The sequence below is a fragment of the Nostoc favosum CHAB5714 genome (genome assembly GCF_020829495.1).
GTDB classification, from domain to species: Bacteria; Cyanobacteriota; Cyanobacteriia; order Cyanobacteriales; family Nostocaceae; genus Nostoc; species Nostoc favosum.
Genome location: NZ_JAIVFQ010000028.1, coordinates 19,911 through 34,548 on the forward strand (window position 1 = coordinate 19,911; position 14,638 = coordinate 34,548).

At 43.3% G+C, this 14,638-nt stretch carries 15 protein-coding genes; 4 read left to right on the top strand and 11 right to left on the bottom strand.

Annotation, left to right across the window (positions count from 1 at the left end; genetic code table 11):
• Positions 1-889: 889 nt before the first annotated feature.
• Positions 890-3,088 (bottom strand): CHASE2 domain-containing protein, encoded by a 2,199-nt coding sequence (locus LC586_RS18900; RefSeq protein WP_229486269.1) that lies wholly within the window; start codon positions 3,086-3,088, stop codon positions 890-892.
• 152 nt (positions 3,089-3,240) lie between these two features.
• Positions 3,241-3,525 (bottom strand): hypothetical protein, encoded by a 285-nt coding sequence (locus tag LC586_RS18905; protein WP_229486270.1) that lies wholly within the window; start codon positions 3,523-3,525, stop codon positions 3,241-3,243.
• Positions 3,526-3,663: 138 nt separating this feature from the next.
• On the opposite strand from LC586_RS18905, the gene LC586_RS18910 reads away from it, so the two are divergent.
• The 4 genes from LC586_RS18910 (at position 3,664) to LC586_RS18915 (ending at position 8,465) form a co-directional block, all read left to right on the top strand.
• A complete protein-coding gene (locus tag LC586_RS18910; RefSeq protein ID WP_229486271.1) occupies positions 3,664-3,969 on the top strand; it encodes a hypothetical protein in 306 nt (101 codons plus the stop codon).
• A 214-nt stretch (positions 3,970-4,183) separates the two neighbouring features.
• Positions 4,184-4,282: a helix-turn-helix domain-containing protein gene (locus LC586_RS41935; protein WP_369010533.1), complete on the top strand. Its 99-nt coding sequence runs from the start codon at positions 4,184-4,186 to the stop codon at positions 4,280-4,282.
• A gap of 103 nt (positions 4,283-4,385) precedes the next feature.
• Positions 4,386-4,508 (top strand): hypothetical protein, encoded by a 123-nt coding sequence (locus tag LC586_RS40705; RefSeq protein ID WP_267921696.1) that lies wholly within the window; start codon positions 4,386-4,388, stop codon positions 4,506-4,508.
• A 27-nt stretch (positions 4,509-4,535) separates the two neighbouring features.
• The gene (locus LC586_RS18915) at positions 4,536-8,465 is read left to right on the top strand and encodes a hybrid sensor histidine kinase/response regulator (protein ID WP_229486272.1); all 3,930 of its coding nucleotides are present in this window, start codon (positions 4,536-4,538) and stop codon (positions 8,463-8,465) included.
• Between the two features lie 92 nt (positions 8,466-8,557).
• On the opposite strand, the gene LC586_RS18920 is transcribed toward LC586_RS18915, so the two are convergent.
• From LC586_RS18920 to LC586_RS18955, 9 genes are all read right to left on the bottom strand, one after another.
• Complete coding sequence (locus LC586_RS18920) at positions 8,558-8,845, bottom strand: hypothetical protein (RefSeq protein ID WP_229486273.1); 288 nt, start codon at positions 8,843-8,845, stop codon at positions 8,558-8,560.
• A 413-nt stretch (positions 8,846-9,258) separates the two neighbouring features.
• Entirely contained in the window at positions 9,259-9,396 is a 138-nt protein-coding gene (locus tag LC586_RS18925; RefSeq protein ID WP_229486274.1) for a hypothetical protein, read from the bottom strand.
• Positions 9,397-9,593: 197 nt separating this feature from the next.
• Positions 9,594-9,755 (bottom strand): TauD/TfdA dioxygenase family protein, encoded by a 162-nt coding sequence (locus LC586_RS41380; protein WP_309143387.1) that lies wholly within the window; start codon positions 9,753-9,755, stop codon positions 9,594-9,596.
• Positions 9,748-10,854, bottom strand: coding sequence for an aliphatic sulfonate ABC transporter substrate-binding protein (locus LC586_RS18935; RefSeq protein ID WP_229486275.1), 1,107 nt, complete (start codon positions 10,852-10,854; stop codon positions 9,748-9,750). Before LC586_RS18935 ends, LC586_RS41380 begins: the two co-directional genes overlap by 8 nt.
• Before the next feature lie 450 nt (positions 10,855-11,304).
• Positions 11,305-11,436 (bottom strand): hypothetical protein, encoded by a 132-nt coding sequence (locus LC586_RS40710; protein ID WP_267921697.1) that lies wholly within the window; start codon positions 11,434-11,436, stop codon positions 11,305-11,307.
• Positions 11,437-11,447: 11 nt separating this feature from the next.
• On the bottom strand, positions 11,448-11,969 hold the full coding sequence (locus tag LC586_RS18940; protein WP_309143388.1) for an acyl-CoA dehydrogenase family protein: 522 nt from the start codon (positions 11,967-11,969) through the stop codon (positions 11,448-11,450).
• Between the two features lie 189 nt (positions 11,970-12,158).
• Positions 12,159-12,347 (bottom strand): hypothetical protein, encoded by a 189-nt coding sequence (locus LC586_RS18945; RefSeq protein ID WP_229486276.1) that lies wholly within the window; start codon positions 12,345-12,347, stop codon positions 12,159-12,161.
• Positions 12,340-12,912, bottom strand: coding sequence for an amidohydrolase family protein (locus LC586_RS18950; RefSeq protein ID WP_229486277.1), 573 nt, complete (start codon positions 12,910-12,912; stop codon positions 12,340-12,342). Before LC586_RS18950 ends, LC586_RS18945 begins: the two co-directional genes overlap by 8 nt.
• 124 nt (positions 12,913-13,036) lie before the next feature.
• A complete protein-coding gene (locus LC586_RS18955; RefSeq protein ID WP_229486278.1) occupies positions 13,037-14,527 on the bottom strand; it encodes an amidohydrolase family protein in 1,491 nt (496 codons plus the stop codon).
• Positions 14,528-14,638 lie beyond the last annotated feature (111 nt).

The window sequence follows — 14,638 nt, forward strand, 5'->3', positions numbered from 1 at the left end:
GGATATCGAACCGCAAAGGACGAGGCAGGCGCTAACAGCGGGTTTCCCGACTTATTCGCTCTTAGCGTTCCCGTAGGGTAGCAACTGCCGTGCTAAGGACGCTAAGGAAGAGTGATTAGCTGCGAATTGTTTTAACGAATATCCAGGCTATTATAGTTACCTTTCACATAGCCAAATATAGACAGGCTATTTTACAGGTGTTTGAGCTACTCCAATTTCAGCATGGACACGCTTAAATGTTGAAGTAATACGCCTTGGATGTACTACCTGACATCCCCTATCCCTCTGAACTATATTCATCAGGATTACTTTTCTTAGGTGATTAAGGTCTACTTAATCTTAATGACGAGGCTCGAAAAACTTTTCAAGTTGTCTATCTCAAACTATCATAAATGTATATGTTTAGGTTAATTTGGCTACAAAATGAATGAAGTTTTAACATACTGGTTCGCACTGCGGCTAAGGTAACTAACGATGTGGGCGGGAAGATTAAGTTAAAACTAAGGTGAGTTGCAGCAGTTTTCATGTATTTGAACCACATTTCTCGTAGGGGCACAGCAATGCTGTGCCCTTACTGCGCGATCTATTTAACTGAAAATAGCTGTAATTTTTGTCAGTTGATACAATCGCATTGTTAGCCGATACAATCGCATTGTCAGTCGATACAATGCCATTGTTAGTCGATACAATCGCATTGTCAGTCGATACAATGCCATTGTTAGTCAAAACAATCGCATTGTTAGTCGATACAATCGCATTGTCAGTCGATGCAATAACAATGCAGAAGGTTGCGTTTAAATAGCCTCCGTGAGTTGGAAAGCATTAATTGTCCGCTAATCTACCTACGCGGACTTAGTTTTGATGGTTCCGCGATTTCTAATCGCCAGGGTTACATACGTTTCAAATCTTGTAAAACTGCGGCGGCTGATTGATAGCGATCGCTAAAATGATAGCAAACCATTTTATCTAAAATCACCGCTAATTCTTCACTCACTTGTGCTGTTTGCCGCCACATAATATTACCCGTTTCTGGATCTGGGTGGAGGTCTTGTGGTGCTATCCCAGTTATGGCTTGAATGGCAATCATTCCTAAAGCGTAAATGTCACTGCATAAGCGCGGATGACCGGCAAATTGTTCTGGAGGTGCATAACCCCGCGTCCCAATGGCTACTGTGGCTAATTCTGTTTGCTCACTACTTGGCGGTTGCATCAATTTGACTGCACCAAAGTCAATCAATACCAGCCGATTGTCTTGAGCGCATCTAATAATATTAGCCGGTTTGATATCACGATGAATCACTCGATGCTGGTGAACAAATTCTAGAACTTCTAAAACTTGTTTTAACATCTCAATCACAAATGATTCGTTTTGCACATTCCGCACAGGTGGTAATTCTTCACTTAGGGTATGTCCCTCGATATATTCTTGAATCAAATAAAATTCTTGGTCATCTTCAAAATAAGCAAGTAGTTCGGGAATCTGATGATGTTTACCCAAAGATTGTAATATTTCAGCTTCACTATTAAACAACCTACGAGCAACTTGCAAAAATCGTGTATCTTGACGGGCTGGCATTAACTTTTTAACTACGCAAATCGGATTACCTGGGCGTTGAGTATCCTGTGCTAAATAAGTGCGGCCAAATCCACCAGCACCGAGAACTTGAGAGATTTTGTAGCGTCCACTCAAAAGCAAATCACCTGATTTTATTTCTGGTGAATCAACTGGGGGAGGAAAATCAAGATAGGAGTCGGGAAGTGCTGTTTTATCTTCTAAGAGTACATTTAATTGAGCGATCGCTTCTTGTTGTTTTTCAACTTGCAGAATAATCACCTGAGTTTGTCGCTGATTTTGGTAGCTAGTATAAGTAATCACACAAATGCTACTAATCACCAAAGCGAGGGCAGAGGGAACTAATGGTATCCATCCGGCTTGCAAAAACAAAGCAACGCAGATTCCTATTAAGCCAAGTAGAGTTGTCCCGACCACCACTAGCAACAGCAACGGATTTTGCCACCGCCATGCTATAATCCCACCTAAAAGCGACCAGCCCCACACCCAAATAAGTTCCGCCCAGTCTGGCCAATACCAAATTAGAGCTCGCCCATCCAACACTGTACTGATGAGTTGACTTGCTATCTGTGCATGAATAAACAGAGCAGGCATTCTGGCTGGTTGATCTGGCAAAGCGCTGTAGGGTGTATAAAAGCTACTTTGAGGTAAATTAGCGGCAGTAGCGCCAATAATTACAAGGCGGTCTTTGACTAAATTGGGTTTGACTTGTCCACTGAGGACTTGTGTGAGGGTTACTTCGTCGGCGAGGCTGTTGGGGTGATGGTAATTTAATAATATTTGATAGCCATCTGCATCTAGATGTTGGTAGCTACCGGAATTTGGTTGTAAACGCCAGAACAGGGTTTTACCTAACTTAAAATCTCCTTTATTAGTAAAGTCATATTCAATGCCTTGTTTTTCCAGATAATTAATTGCTATTAACGCACCAAATGCAAATGATGTTGTACATTTTTTGTATGGAGAGTTAACAAATAACAAACTGCGGCGAATAATTTGGTCGTTTTCATTGTCAGCAACCACATTGCCAAACCCAACATTCTCTATAGGTAAATTTGGCGGTGGTGGGATTTCATCTCTACCCAAGCTGCTGAAAAAACAGGTGCTGACGATGTTATCTTTATTTTGCAAATTAGCTGCCAAATACTTGTTTTCTGGTTGGAAAAGATATAAACCAACAATTCGCGGTTGATAAGTCTCTATTTTCTTTAACAGCTGATTTATTGTATGATCTGATGGAGTCCCTTTCTCTCGTTTGAGATCCTCGTCAGTGATTTTTACCAGCAAAATCCGCTTATCAGGTGCTTCTGCTAGACGCGATCGCAACATCTGATCATAAACTCTCAACTCCCAAGGCTGCAACCATTTGAGTTCCCGAACTCCCCAGATAAAGGCGGTAACTCCTACACTGGTAACTAAAATAATTTGCAACCAGCTTTTGCTCTTGAAAGTTTCACGCGAATCCTGAACTTTGACAAAGGGGACACGGAGTTTTTCTAATAGTCCACTAATCACGGCGTTGCGGCGGTAGCCTGAATTGGGTAGATTTTGCAGGCGCAGAAGTTAATTTTCTGACTCTAGGTTAATTAGCTTTTAACCTGAGCTTCTATATTAATGTAACAATTTACTTGCTGCTTAGAGACTAGACAAGCGATTGGGCTATGCAGCTAATCATCCGTTTGAGATGTTTGAGCATCTTTAACAGCACTGGCAATTGGGAAAGAAATAGGATTAGTAGATGGGGTTAGTGAATCTAACTCGGATTGTTCGAGTGATGCCTCAATGCTTGAATCAGCAAAATAGGAGTCAAATATTTTATCATAGTTAGAAGCAACAGCTAAAAAAGCGCCACCTAAAATATAGATAGGTAATGGCAAATTAAATTCTTGCAACCAGTCAAACAGTTCCGCTAAGGCAAATAACACAAAAAAGCAGGCAAGCCAAACCCTCATATTTTTATTCTCTCGATTGAAACAACTCTATTAATAGCTTAAATAGGTTGCCTAATAGTTGATGTAGTACATAATCACCAACTTACAACAGACCTCTTGCAAAAGTCCTAGATGTGTGGGACAAGTTGGGTAGCATTGATGACGTTGGAAAAAAAAGAGAGTACCTCACCTACTTCCAAACAAGTAAATGCGTACGCTCAACAAGCAAATGCTGTCGCTCAACAAGTAAATGCGTACGCTCAACAAGCAAATGCTGTCGCTCAACAAGCAAATGCTGTTGCTCAACAAGCAAATGTTGTCGCTCAACAAGCAAATGCTGTCGCTCAACAAGCAAATGCGTACGCTCAACAAGCAAATGCTGTCGCTCAACAAGCAAATGCGTACGCTCAACAAGCAAATGCTGTCGCTCAACAAGCAAATGCGTACGCTCAACCTGACTTTTGACGGGATGTGGAAAAGGGGATAGACTTTTGCAAGAGGTCTAACCTCTATAACTCTAGATAGATGTAGTGAGAGTTATAGCATCTGCTATATTCCAATATCTACTAGAAAAATAAAAATATATTTAGCTTATGCCTCAATCGAACAGCTAAGGATTGCACAGTTGGTTCGTGAGACTTGGCAGTGCCTCAAACTTTCACAGGTAAAACTGGCAACGATGTTAGGAGTTTCGTTCTACAGTATAAACCGATGGCAAAACGGACGGACACGACCTTCGCCACTGGCTATGAAACAAATTAAAGAGCTATTACACTAAATGGGAGAACCCGGTGAAGCGCTTTTAGCCAGATACTTTAAAAAATGAGGAGCAGAGACTGTGACTAAAGAGGCAAAGGGCAGGGGACAATAAAATATTAGGTGTGATTGAATTTTTTAGCAACCAACTTTTAGAGCCTGACACCAATTTACTCCAAATGATCAGTGCGATCGCCACTCAGATTGGTCAATTCATCGAGCAGCAGCGAAATTTGTCGTTACTGTAAGAAAGTGAGGAAAAATCTCGCCGGATTTTGGAAACATTAGGTGTCTCGATTGAGAAAGAAAATTTTCCCCTTGTTAAAGATTTAATTTATCATCTAAAAGCTCAAGAGGTTACAGATTTGCGGCAATATTTGGGTGAACAGGAGCAAGTAGAAGAAAATCTGCGTCATAGTGAAGCACGCTACCGCTCACTGGCAGAAGCAAGCGCATCCATCGTCTGGAGTGCGGGGCCTTGGGGCAACGTTGTTGACGAGATTCCAACTTGGGAGGCGTTCACTGGGCAAAGTCCCGAAGAATACAAAGGATGGGGTTGGGTTGACGCACTGCACCCAGATGACCGTACATCTGTAGCTGCTATTTGGAGACAGGCCTTTTTTGGACGCAGCGTTGCAGTTGCCGAGTATCGTGTTCTGCGGCATGACGGCGAATACCGTTACATGAATATACGCGGTGTGCCTATACTTGATGAAACAGGCGAAATTCAGGAATGGGTAGGAATGTGCGTAGATATTAGCGAAGGCAAGCAAGCTGAGGCAGAACGTGAGCAATTGCTGGCGCTACTGAAAACAGAACAGACTCGCTTGGTTGAAGCTAACGTTCTGCTTGATACCCTCTTCAATAACGCACCTATAGGTATTGGTCTATGGGATGAGAAATTAAGATACGTTCGGTTGAATGACGCTTTAGCTGAGATTAATGGTTTTCCCCAAGAGGTGCATATCGGTAAGACTGTCGCCCAAGTGCTACCTGGAGTAGATTCTACGGTCATGGAAGCTTTTCGTAATGTGATCGAGACTGGAGAATCTATTGCCCAAGAGGCCAGTGGAGAGACACCTGCCGCGCCTGGAAAGCAGCGGCACTGGTCGGTAAATTATTATCCAATTCAACTACCAGATGATATTACTTGGGTGGGTGCAATCTGCCAAGAAATCACGGATCGCAAGCAAGCAGAAGTCGAGCGCCAACAGCTATTTGAGCGGGAGCAAGCGGCTCGTGTTGAGGCTGAAGCTGCCAAAGAGCAAGTTACCAAGATTTTAGAAAGTATCACTGATGGCTTTCTTGCCTTTGACAGTGAGTGGCGCTTTACCTACCTCAATCATCAGGGAGGCATAAATCTGGGGCGTTCCTGCGAGGATTTGCTCGGAAAAAATTTGTGGTCAGAGTTTCCAGAACTGGCTGATACTAGCTTTGGTCAGCTTTATCAAAGGGCAGTTGCTCTAGGAATGCCCCTTGAGCTTGAAGATTATTACCCACCCTTTGATGCATGGTTTGCGGTTCGCGCCTATCCTTCAGCCACAGGGTTATCAGTTTATTTCCGTAATATTAGTATACGCAAACAGGCAGAGGCAAAACTGCGCGAGAGTGAGGCGTGTTTTCGGCTGATGGCTGAGAATTCAACTGATATTATTTCACGCCATACAGTAGATGGAATTCTTCTTTACGTTTCACCAGCTTGCTACACAGTATTGGGGTATCAGCCAGAGGAACTAGTAGGTCATTCCAGCCAGGAGTTAGTTCACCCTGACGATTTGGCAGAGATTGCCAGGAATTATCCAGTCAATGCCGATTTACCAGATATTTATACTATTACTCACCGCGCTCGTCACAAAGACGGACATTATATTTGGTTGGAAGCAACTGTTCGAGCTATTCGCGATCGCCAAACTAAAGAAATTTTAGAGATGCAAGCGTCTTCGCGGGATATTACAGAGCGCAAGCAGGTGGAGGTGGAGCAGCGTTTTCTAGCTGACGCTAGTGAGATTTTGGCTGCATCATTAGACTACGAGACAACCTTAGCCAGTTTAGCGCGTTTGGCAGTGCCTGAAATAGCTGATTGGTGCTTAGTTGATATTATTTGTGACAATCAATTAGTCCGCCGGGTTGCAGCAGCCCATGCCGATCCAAAAAAACAAGAATTAGTAGAACAGTTACAAAATTATCCGCCTGATTTGACACGAAAAGAAGGTATTGCTGAGGTAATACGGACAGGCAAATCACAAATTACTCATTTTATTTCTGATGAACAGATACAAGCGGTAAGCCATAATGCCAGTCATCAAAAAATCTTGCAAGAACTAAATCCGACATCTGGTATTAGTGTACCCCTCATAATTCGGGGACGGGTGCTGGGAGCTATGACTTTGGTATCTTCTTCAGGTCGTCGCTACGATACCAAAAGCCTAATGTTATCAGAAGAGTTAGCTCGCCGGGCTGCCGTAGCCGTTGATAATGCCCGACTATATACAGAAACACAGCAATCTCAACAGGCGGCTTTACGGGCAGCATCTCGCACTGCGCGTCTGCAAGGCATTACCGCCGCACTTTCTGAATCTCTGACTCCGGCACAGGTTGCTGAAGTAATGGTAGAGCAAGGTATGGCAGCTTTGGGAGCTAGTTCTGCTTTAGTAGCACTAGTGACTAATAGCAGCACTGAACTAGAAATTGTCCGTGCAGTAGGTTATCAACAGGAAGCAGTAGATTCATGGCGTCGATTCTCTATTAATGCATCCGTACCACTGGCAGAAGCAGTGAGAAACAAGCAGCCCATCTGGCAAGAGTCAACAGCAGCGAGGATTGCTCGTTACTCACATCTTGGTAAGGAATACGCCCAGGTTGACTACGGAGCTTGGATTTCAATTCCATTGATCATCGAGGGGCGAGCCATAGGTGGAATGTCTCTAGCTTTTGCCGAAATTCAGGAGTTTAGTCAGGATGACCAACCCTTCATGCTGGCACTAGCACAGCAGTGCGCTCAAGCGATGGAACGGGCCCGTCTATACGAGGCAGAGCAAACGGCACGGGAAGCAGCAGAAAACGCTAACCGAATTAAAGACGAATTTCTAGCAGTCCTTTCTCATGAATTGCGATCGCCACTCAACCCAATTTTAGGATGGTCTAAGCTACTCCAAACCAAAAAACTTGATGAAAAGACAATCCCTCAAGCGCTGAAGACTATTGAACGAAATGCTAGGTTACAAGCTCAACTGATTGAAGACTTACTGGATATCTCCCGGATTTTACAAGGTAAACTTAGCCTGAATATCTACCCAGTTGATTTGACATCTGTGATTTCCGCAGCAATGGAAACAGTGCGGTTATCGGCAGAAGCTAAGTCAATTGAGATGCACATTAGCCTGGAACCACATTTGGGGCAAGTTTTAGGTGATTCTGGCCGATTACAGCAAATCGTTTGGAACCTGCTCTCAAATGCAGTTAAGTTTACACCTGCGGGGGGACGGGTTGATATTCGACTGAAACAAGTAGGGGGTAAAGAAATACCAAACCACTCCCCGCTTTATGCTCAAATTATCGTCAGCGACACTGGCAAAGGCATCGATCCTAATTTTCTGCCTTACGTGTTTGAATATTTTCGCCAAGAGAACAGCAGCACCACCAGAAAGTTTGGTGGACTGGGATTAGGATTAGCGATCGTCCGTCACTTAGTCGAACTGCATGGCGGCACAGTGCAGGTAGAAAGCGAGGGCGAAGATCAGGGGGCAACTTTTACCGTGAGACTCCCACTGCTCCAAAATCAATCAGAGATTAAACAGGAGAGTAATGACTCAGAGACATCCTCAAATTTAAATGGTGTCAATATTTTAGTAGTGGATGATGATGCAGATACGCGAGAATTTATTGCCTTCTTGCTAGAGCAGTATGGGGCAAATGTGACAGCAGTAGCATCAGCAAATGAAGCACTAGCCGCTTTAAGCCAATCCTTGCCAGATATACTTTTAAGCGACATTGGGATGCCAGAAGTGGATGGATGTATGTTTATGCGACAGTTGAGAACACTGCCAGCAGAGCAAGGAGGGCAAATTCGAGCGATCGCACTTACTGCCTATGCTGGAGAAATGAACGCCAAGCAAGTACTTGCAGCTGGATTTAACAAGCATCTTGCCAAACCAGTAGAGCCAGCCGAATTAGTAGATGCGATCGCCAACTTAATAGCTGAATAAACCGCAACGCGAGAGTCATTAGTTCTTGAGATACCACGCCCCCTGCCCCCTGCCCCCTGCCTCCTGCCTCTTATAAACCTGTCTCTAGCTGTTTACCCTGCATTCAGCGCATCTATCAATTGCGGCCCTGCTGCAAATGGTCCAACCCAATTCACGGTTACACCCAATGCTTGGAAACGTGGCTCAACAGCTTTTTTGGATTTGACAAGATCACCAGAACTTTGATACGCCAAGTTAATTACTTTGGCGTTTGTCTGCGCTTGGGTACTTTGCACAAGGCTACCGGCAAAGGGAGATAATAAAGTAAACAGTCCCAGTGCTGAATATTGGACAATACGCTTTAAAACTGTGCGACGTTGTGGTTGATATGGCTTATTCATCAGTTGTGATTTTCCTCGTAATTTTTAGCTTTTAGGTTGTAAGTCTTACTTTCTTTCTTTCAGCAAGTAAGATAATAGGAAGTTGTTATTTAAACCTCCTAGAACACCAATTTATGATTACAAATTGAGATTGTGCTAATTCAAGAAATCTCCTTTTGCATTTGGGAGCATACCAAATGTGTAAAAACATATTTTGTCATTGCGAGCGTAATGAAATGAAGCGAAGCAATCGCAGCATCTAGACTTTGCGATTGCTTCATTCCGCAACTCTTAGAGACGCACTCGCGTTCGCTCCATTCGCAATGACTACCTGCTAACTTGGTAAATTTGCTTGCATTGGGATGCTCCCTTTGCATTTAGTAAATTGGTATTCTAGTTTGTTTTAAAAAGCAGACTTCATATCTGATTATTCTCTACTTTTCACTAATCAGTGTTGGTGGAGTAATAGCTGCATATTCTTTGGGTGTAAGCAATGCTTCTTGAACATCAATTTTTTTTGGTAATATTTTTTCGTTATAAAATAAATCTGCAACACTTTGTTGAGCTTTCATCAACTCTGGAGTAATTCCTTTTAGTCGATAATTAGCGCGTCCAGAAAATTGTTTACTATAGTTACTTTAAAAGAATTCAACCTAGTTATTCAAGCTTTTTGTCTCGTCCTGTTTAAAAAATATGGGGGATAAATTTTACTTATAGTTCTAGCTTTTTAGAGACGCAATTTCTTGCATCTCTACTTCAGATATAGAGGTTAAAATGGACGACTACCTGCAAGGCTAACCCGTTTCAAGACCCTTCGCTCATTCGGATCAAATGCTTGACGGTAGTGCAAGGTAGCTTGATTATTCCAGTAGACAATATCACCTATAGACCATTTATGTTGGTAGTAGAACTTGGGTAAATGCTTACTTATTCGCTAACACCTCTGAGGGAGTAATTTTGGCGTACTCTTCAGGCGTCAAAAACCCATCCCTAACATTCACCTTCTTGGGGATAAGTCCTAAGCTGTACCACTTATCTGCAACCTCTTGTTGCTTGATAATGGTTTTTTCAGTAATCGGTAGCAGCCCATAGTCATATTTATCATGCATTATTTCTAAAGTAGGTGGATCTAGCTGAGTTACAGGAGCAAGCAGTTGTGCTACTTCTTTGGGATGATCCTTAGTCCAAATTTCTGCTTTTTCTAGCTCCTCTAGAAACACTTTGATAACATCAGGATGAGCCTGATAAAACTGGCGTGAGGTTGAGTAAAAGTTGCCAGTATCCCGCAACTTACCACCATCTGTTAGAACACGAGCTATTTTATTTTGTACATTTCTGGTAGCGAATGGCTCCCAAATATACCAAGCATCCACCTTGTTCTGACTGAATGCCGCATTTGCGTCTGCGGGTGCTAAAAAAACAGATTGGACATCACTCAGTTTCAGTTTTACATCTTCTAATGCCTTAACTAATAAGTAGTGACCGATAGAAGCTTTTTGAAAAGCCACTTTTTTACCCTTCAAATCAGTAACACTTTTAATCGGAGAGTTTACAGGAACTAAAAGTGAGATAGCTTTACCACTAGGGCGTGTAGTAGCTAGATAAACAAGAGGCGCTCCTGCTGCTTGTGAAAATACAGGAGGCGATTCGGCTGTAGATGCGATATCTAGTCCATTTGCATTCAAGGCTTCTAGCTGTTGTGGCCCAGCCGCAAACTCAGCCCACTGCACTTTAAAACCCAGAGGCTCTAATCGCTTTTCTAAGGAACCCTGTTTTTCTAAAATTGCTAAAGCGGAAAGTTGTTTTGAACGTACAATCCGTACTACTTGCTTCTCAGTTGACTTCTGTGTAGCGCTAGATGAAGCCAGCGATTCAGGCGAAGTTGCCGACTGTTGAGTGTTATTTTTTACTTCACTACAACTCGATAGGGCTGTTGATAGCATTAAGCAGTAACCAAGAGCAAACAACAAGGAACGACGTGTTGTTCTCTGGCTTTTTCTGAATTCAAACTTTCCTTTTAAAGCTGGCATTGGTTGTTTTATTGATTTCCCTCTAGGTGGTTAGAACAATGATGATTAATTGCAATGTAAAAAACAAAAAATCTTATCTATTAAGTTATTTAAAAATTACAATAAATATTTATTAAATTAGAGGATGTTTTAAAAGCCCCAGAAGGTATAATTTTGCTGTTCTCACTTGGGTTAACTTCGACGATAAATCAAGGTTTTAGCCATGTACTGAGATACTTGACTGTACTAACTAGGAGAACAAAAGACCCTTTTAAAACATCCTCTTAGGTAAGAGAGTGGGTATTACCCACCCCCCAACAATTCGAGGAACTGAAAATTTAATAGTTAGAAGGGAAAATTTAGGAAGTGGAGTGAGAAGATCCCACTCCAATATCGTGCTAGTGGAAGATTGAAACTTGTGAGTAAAACTCTGTCTTGTTCGTGTTCAATTTTGCTAGTATTTCCAAGCGACTAGAATTGTAGCTTTGTAGGAAGTGTTTTTAGTTGAGTCATATCAATTTTAGATTGTTGGGCATTGGGCATTGGGCATTGGGCATTGGGCATTGGGCATTGGGCATGGGTTATTCCTGTTGTCTCCTTCATCACCCTTGTCTCTAAGAATATTGGGTGATCACAGGTAGTTGATCGTTGAGTACCCAATCGCCGATCGCTCGCAATTTGTAGTCCACAGGATCATGGAGGGTAAAAGTTCGCAAATCTCGCCAGTAACGGTCAAATCCATACTTAGTTGCAGTGGCGCGAGTTCCGGTAACTTCAAAGATGCGGTTGGTAATATCTATACCTACACGGGTAGCTAATGCCTTGGACGCGGAAACTGCGTTAGCGAAGCTCGCCGCAGGCATCGCTACTTCTCCCCTCTCTTGATGAGTCAGCGATACATCCTTATCCCACGCTGCTTGCACCTTTTCGGCTGCTTGGTCGGCTAGAGCGATCGCAGCTTGAATTTCCACCCAAAAATCACCGTAATGATGTAGAAGATATGGGTCTTGAGTAGCACTATCTACCCCTGATGTAATCCACGCTTTAGTAGTAGTTTTTGTATACTCACGAGCGGCGGCGAAGGCTGCTTTAGTAATTCCTAGATAAACATTGGTTTTTGTTAGCTGGGCAATAATGCCAAGAAATTTTAAACTCTCATTTCTCCGTGTCCTCTGCGCCTCTGCGGTTCGTTATTTAGGAGAAATGTAGAGTGGGCAAGGCCCACGCTACAAGTGAACAGAGGAAATGGAACATGGAACGTTGTAAAAAATTGTCCTTTGTCATTAGTTATTTGTCCTTTGGTAATGACCAATGACTAATGACAGTTATTTCTTAGCCGCTAAATATTCGTTTGCGGCTTTCTCAACACCTGTACCCTTGAAGAAGTCTTGATTGAGACTGGTGTACAACTCCAAAGGATGGATTGAGAGGAAGTAGCGGAGGTCTTCTTCGGTAATGATTTCGTGTTCTGCCATTGAGTAAGCGTTGGCAGTAACGGCGGTGATATCAGGCACATCCCAGTGACCGGAATCTGAACCCAAGAAGCGCATATTCCAACTCTTCAATTCCTTCTTCGGGAGTGTGCAGGGGAATGGCGGCGATGGGTGTTAAGCGATCGCTATAAGGGCGGAAAATATCAGCATGGTAGGTGTTAACTGCTCGACAAACAGCCCGCCGCATTTCTTCGTTACCGATATTCGGGGCCATTGTTGCCAAGTTGGGGTACACAACGGCAAAGTCTGTACCTGTTTCTTGCAAGCGCTCATGCAGCAACTTGGGTAAGCTAATAGTAGCTAAATTCAAAGTATTTTTTGTAGGACGACCCCACCAGTTAGGGCGATTGGTGCGATAAGCAAAACGTTCTTCCCAAGTTTGCTTATACCACTTAAAGCGGGAAGATCCTGGTAAATTCTCTTTGAAACGTTCGACAAGTGCAGTTCCACCAATTTGCTCTAAATAATCCAAGACTGCTGGTTCAAATTCTTGGGTATGTACATCAGTATCAATGATCGGATAACCAAGTTTTTCCCGAATTTGAGCAGACTTGGTTTTTTGTGGGCGGTCTAGAGCGATCGTCATGATAGTTTACCCTCATCAAATGTTTATAGACATTGGCAAAGACGCGATAAATCGCCGTCTTTACAAGAATCAATCATTTGTAGAGACGGCGATTTATCGCGTCTCTTAAACCGAACCGTATTGCCTAGTCCCTAGTCTCTTTCCCAGCCAAAAATTCATCTGCGGTTTTCTCGATAGCCGTACCTTTGAAGAAGTCACGATTCAGGCTGGTATACAACTCCAAGGGATGAATTGACAGGAAATATTGCAAATCTTCTTCGCTGATAATCTTGCGTTCTACCATTGAATAAGTATTAGCAGCGATCGCAGTAATATCAGGTACGTCCCAGTGGCCAGAATCGGAACCCAAAAATGCTTTAACCCGATCGCCATAAGGATTAGCTTTGCGGTTAAAAGCTTGGGCTACACGGGTATCATCTGATTCTGTCCCGAAGTAGAAGTGATTCAAGAAGCGATCGCGGATATCCTCTGGCTTGGTAACTCCTGCTACGGCGAATTCATCCAAATCACCTGGCTCTAAGGGAGATACTAAGTCAGCGTGGAAACCTAAACCACTGCCTAGTTGATCCAAACGACCATGTACTAGTTCACCACCATAGCGGGTATATAATTCTAGCAGTTCTTCATAATTAACATTGGCGGGATTGTTATTTTCTACCAAATGGTCTTTATTGCGAGTATCCCAGTGCCAAATCAAATCAGTGTACAAACTAGCACCCCAAGCTGAACCTCCTTCTAAAAAGGCAAACTTGAGTGTAGGGAAGCGGTGAGTTACACCACCAAAGAACAGAGATTTACATAGTGCTTCCCCAGCCGATGCAAAGTGACCAATATGGTTGTATTGGTAATTGCTAATGGAACGCCGATTTATCCAGCCCATACCGGAAGAGTGGGTGGTGGGTACAACTTTCAGTTCTACGCACTTCGCCCAGAAGGGATCGTAATCATACTTACTATCCAAGCCAAAGGTGTCAATCCAGATGGCTTCGTTAGCTACTTCTTCGCCATATTTCTCGAAGGCGGGAATCGGGCGGCGGATATGTCCGGGGATTTGAATGGCTTTGAGTCCCAAAACCTTCACCGCATATTCCAATTCTGCGATCGCCTCTTCGGGCGTATGCATGGGAATGGCAGCAATGGGTGTTAAGCGATCGCTATAAGGACGGAAAATATCAGCGTGGTAAGTATTAGCTGCACGGCACACAGCCCGCCGCATCTCTTCATTACCGATGTGTGGTGCCATCGTTGCCAAGTTGGGATACACAACGGCAAAGTCTGTACCAGCTTCTTGCAAGCGTTCGTGCAGTAACTTTGGCAAACTAACGGTGGCTAAATTTAAAGCGTCGTTGGTGGGACGAGTCCAGAAAGGAGGGCGGGCGGTGCGGTAAGTGCGGCGTTCATCCCAAGATTGGTTAAACCATTTAGAGCGAGATGCACCGGGTAAGTGTTCTTGGAAACGCTCTGCGATCGCAGTTCCAGCAACTTGCTCTAAATAGTCCAAGAATGCTGGGGGAAATTCTTGGGTATGTACATCGGTGTCAATGATCGGATAACCAAGTTTTTCCCGAATTTGAGCAGACTTGGTTTTCTTGGGACGGTCTAGTGCAATAGTCATAGCCATTTTACCTGAATTTTCAAATGCATTGGTCAAGAGGGGAGCAGAAAGTTTACAGGACTTACGCAAAATAATGGAAAAACGAACCGCAAAGGCGCAAAGGACACAAAG

Excerpts from the sequence above, each read along its gene's own strand:
- LC586_RS18910 (WP_229486271.1), top strand. The coding sequence starts at position 3,664 with ATGACGTTGGAAAAAAAAGAGAGTACCTCACCTACTTCCAAACAAGTA.
- LC586_RS40710 (WP_267921697.1), bottom strand. The coding sequence starts at position 11,436 with ATGAAGGAGACAACAGGAATAACCCATGCCCAATGCCCAATGCCCAAT.
- LC586_RS18905 (WP_229486270.1), bottom strand. The coding sequence starts at position 3,525 with ATGAGGGTTTGGCTTGCCTGCTTTTTTGTGTTATTTGCCTTAGCGGAA.
- LC586_RS18935 (WP_229486275.1), bottom strand. The coding sequence starts at position 10,854 with ATGCCAGCTTTAAAAGGAAAGTTTGAATTCAGAAAAAGCCAGAGAACA.
- LC586_RS18955 (WP_229486278.1), bottom strand. The coding sequence starts at position 14,527 with ATGACTATTGCACTAGACCGTCCCAAGAAAACCAAGTCTGCTCAAATT.
- LC586_RS41935 (WP_369010533.1), top strand. The coding sequence starts at position 4,184 with ATGTTAGGAGTTTCGTTCTACAGTATAAACCGATGGCAAAACGGACGG.
- LC586_RS18925 (WP_229486274.1), bottom strand. The coding sequence starts at position 9,396 with ATGAAAGCTCAACAAAGTGTTGCAGATTTATTTTATAACGAAAAAATA.
- LC586_RS18950 (WP_229486277.1), bottom strand. The coding sequence starts at position 12,912 with ATGACGATCGCTCTAGACCGCCCACAAAAAACCAAGTCTGCTCAAATT.
- LC586_RS18920 (WP_229486273.1), bottom strand. The coding sequence starts at position 8,845 with ATGAATAAGCCATATCAACCACAACGTCGCACAGTTTTAAAGCGTATT.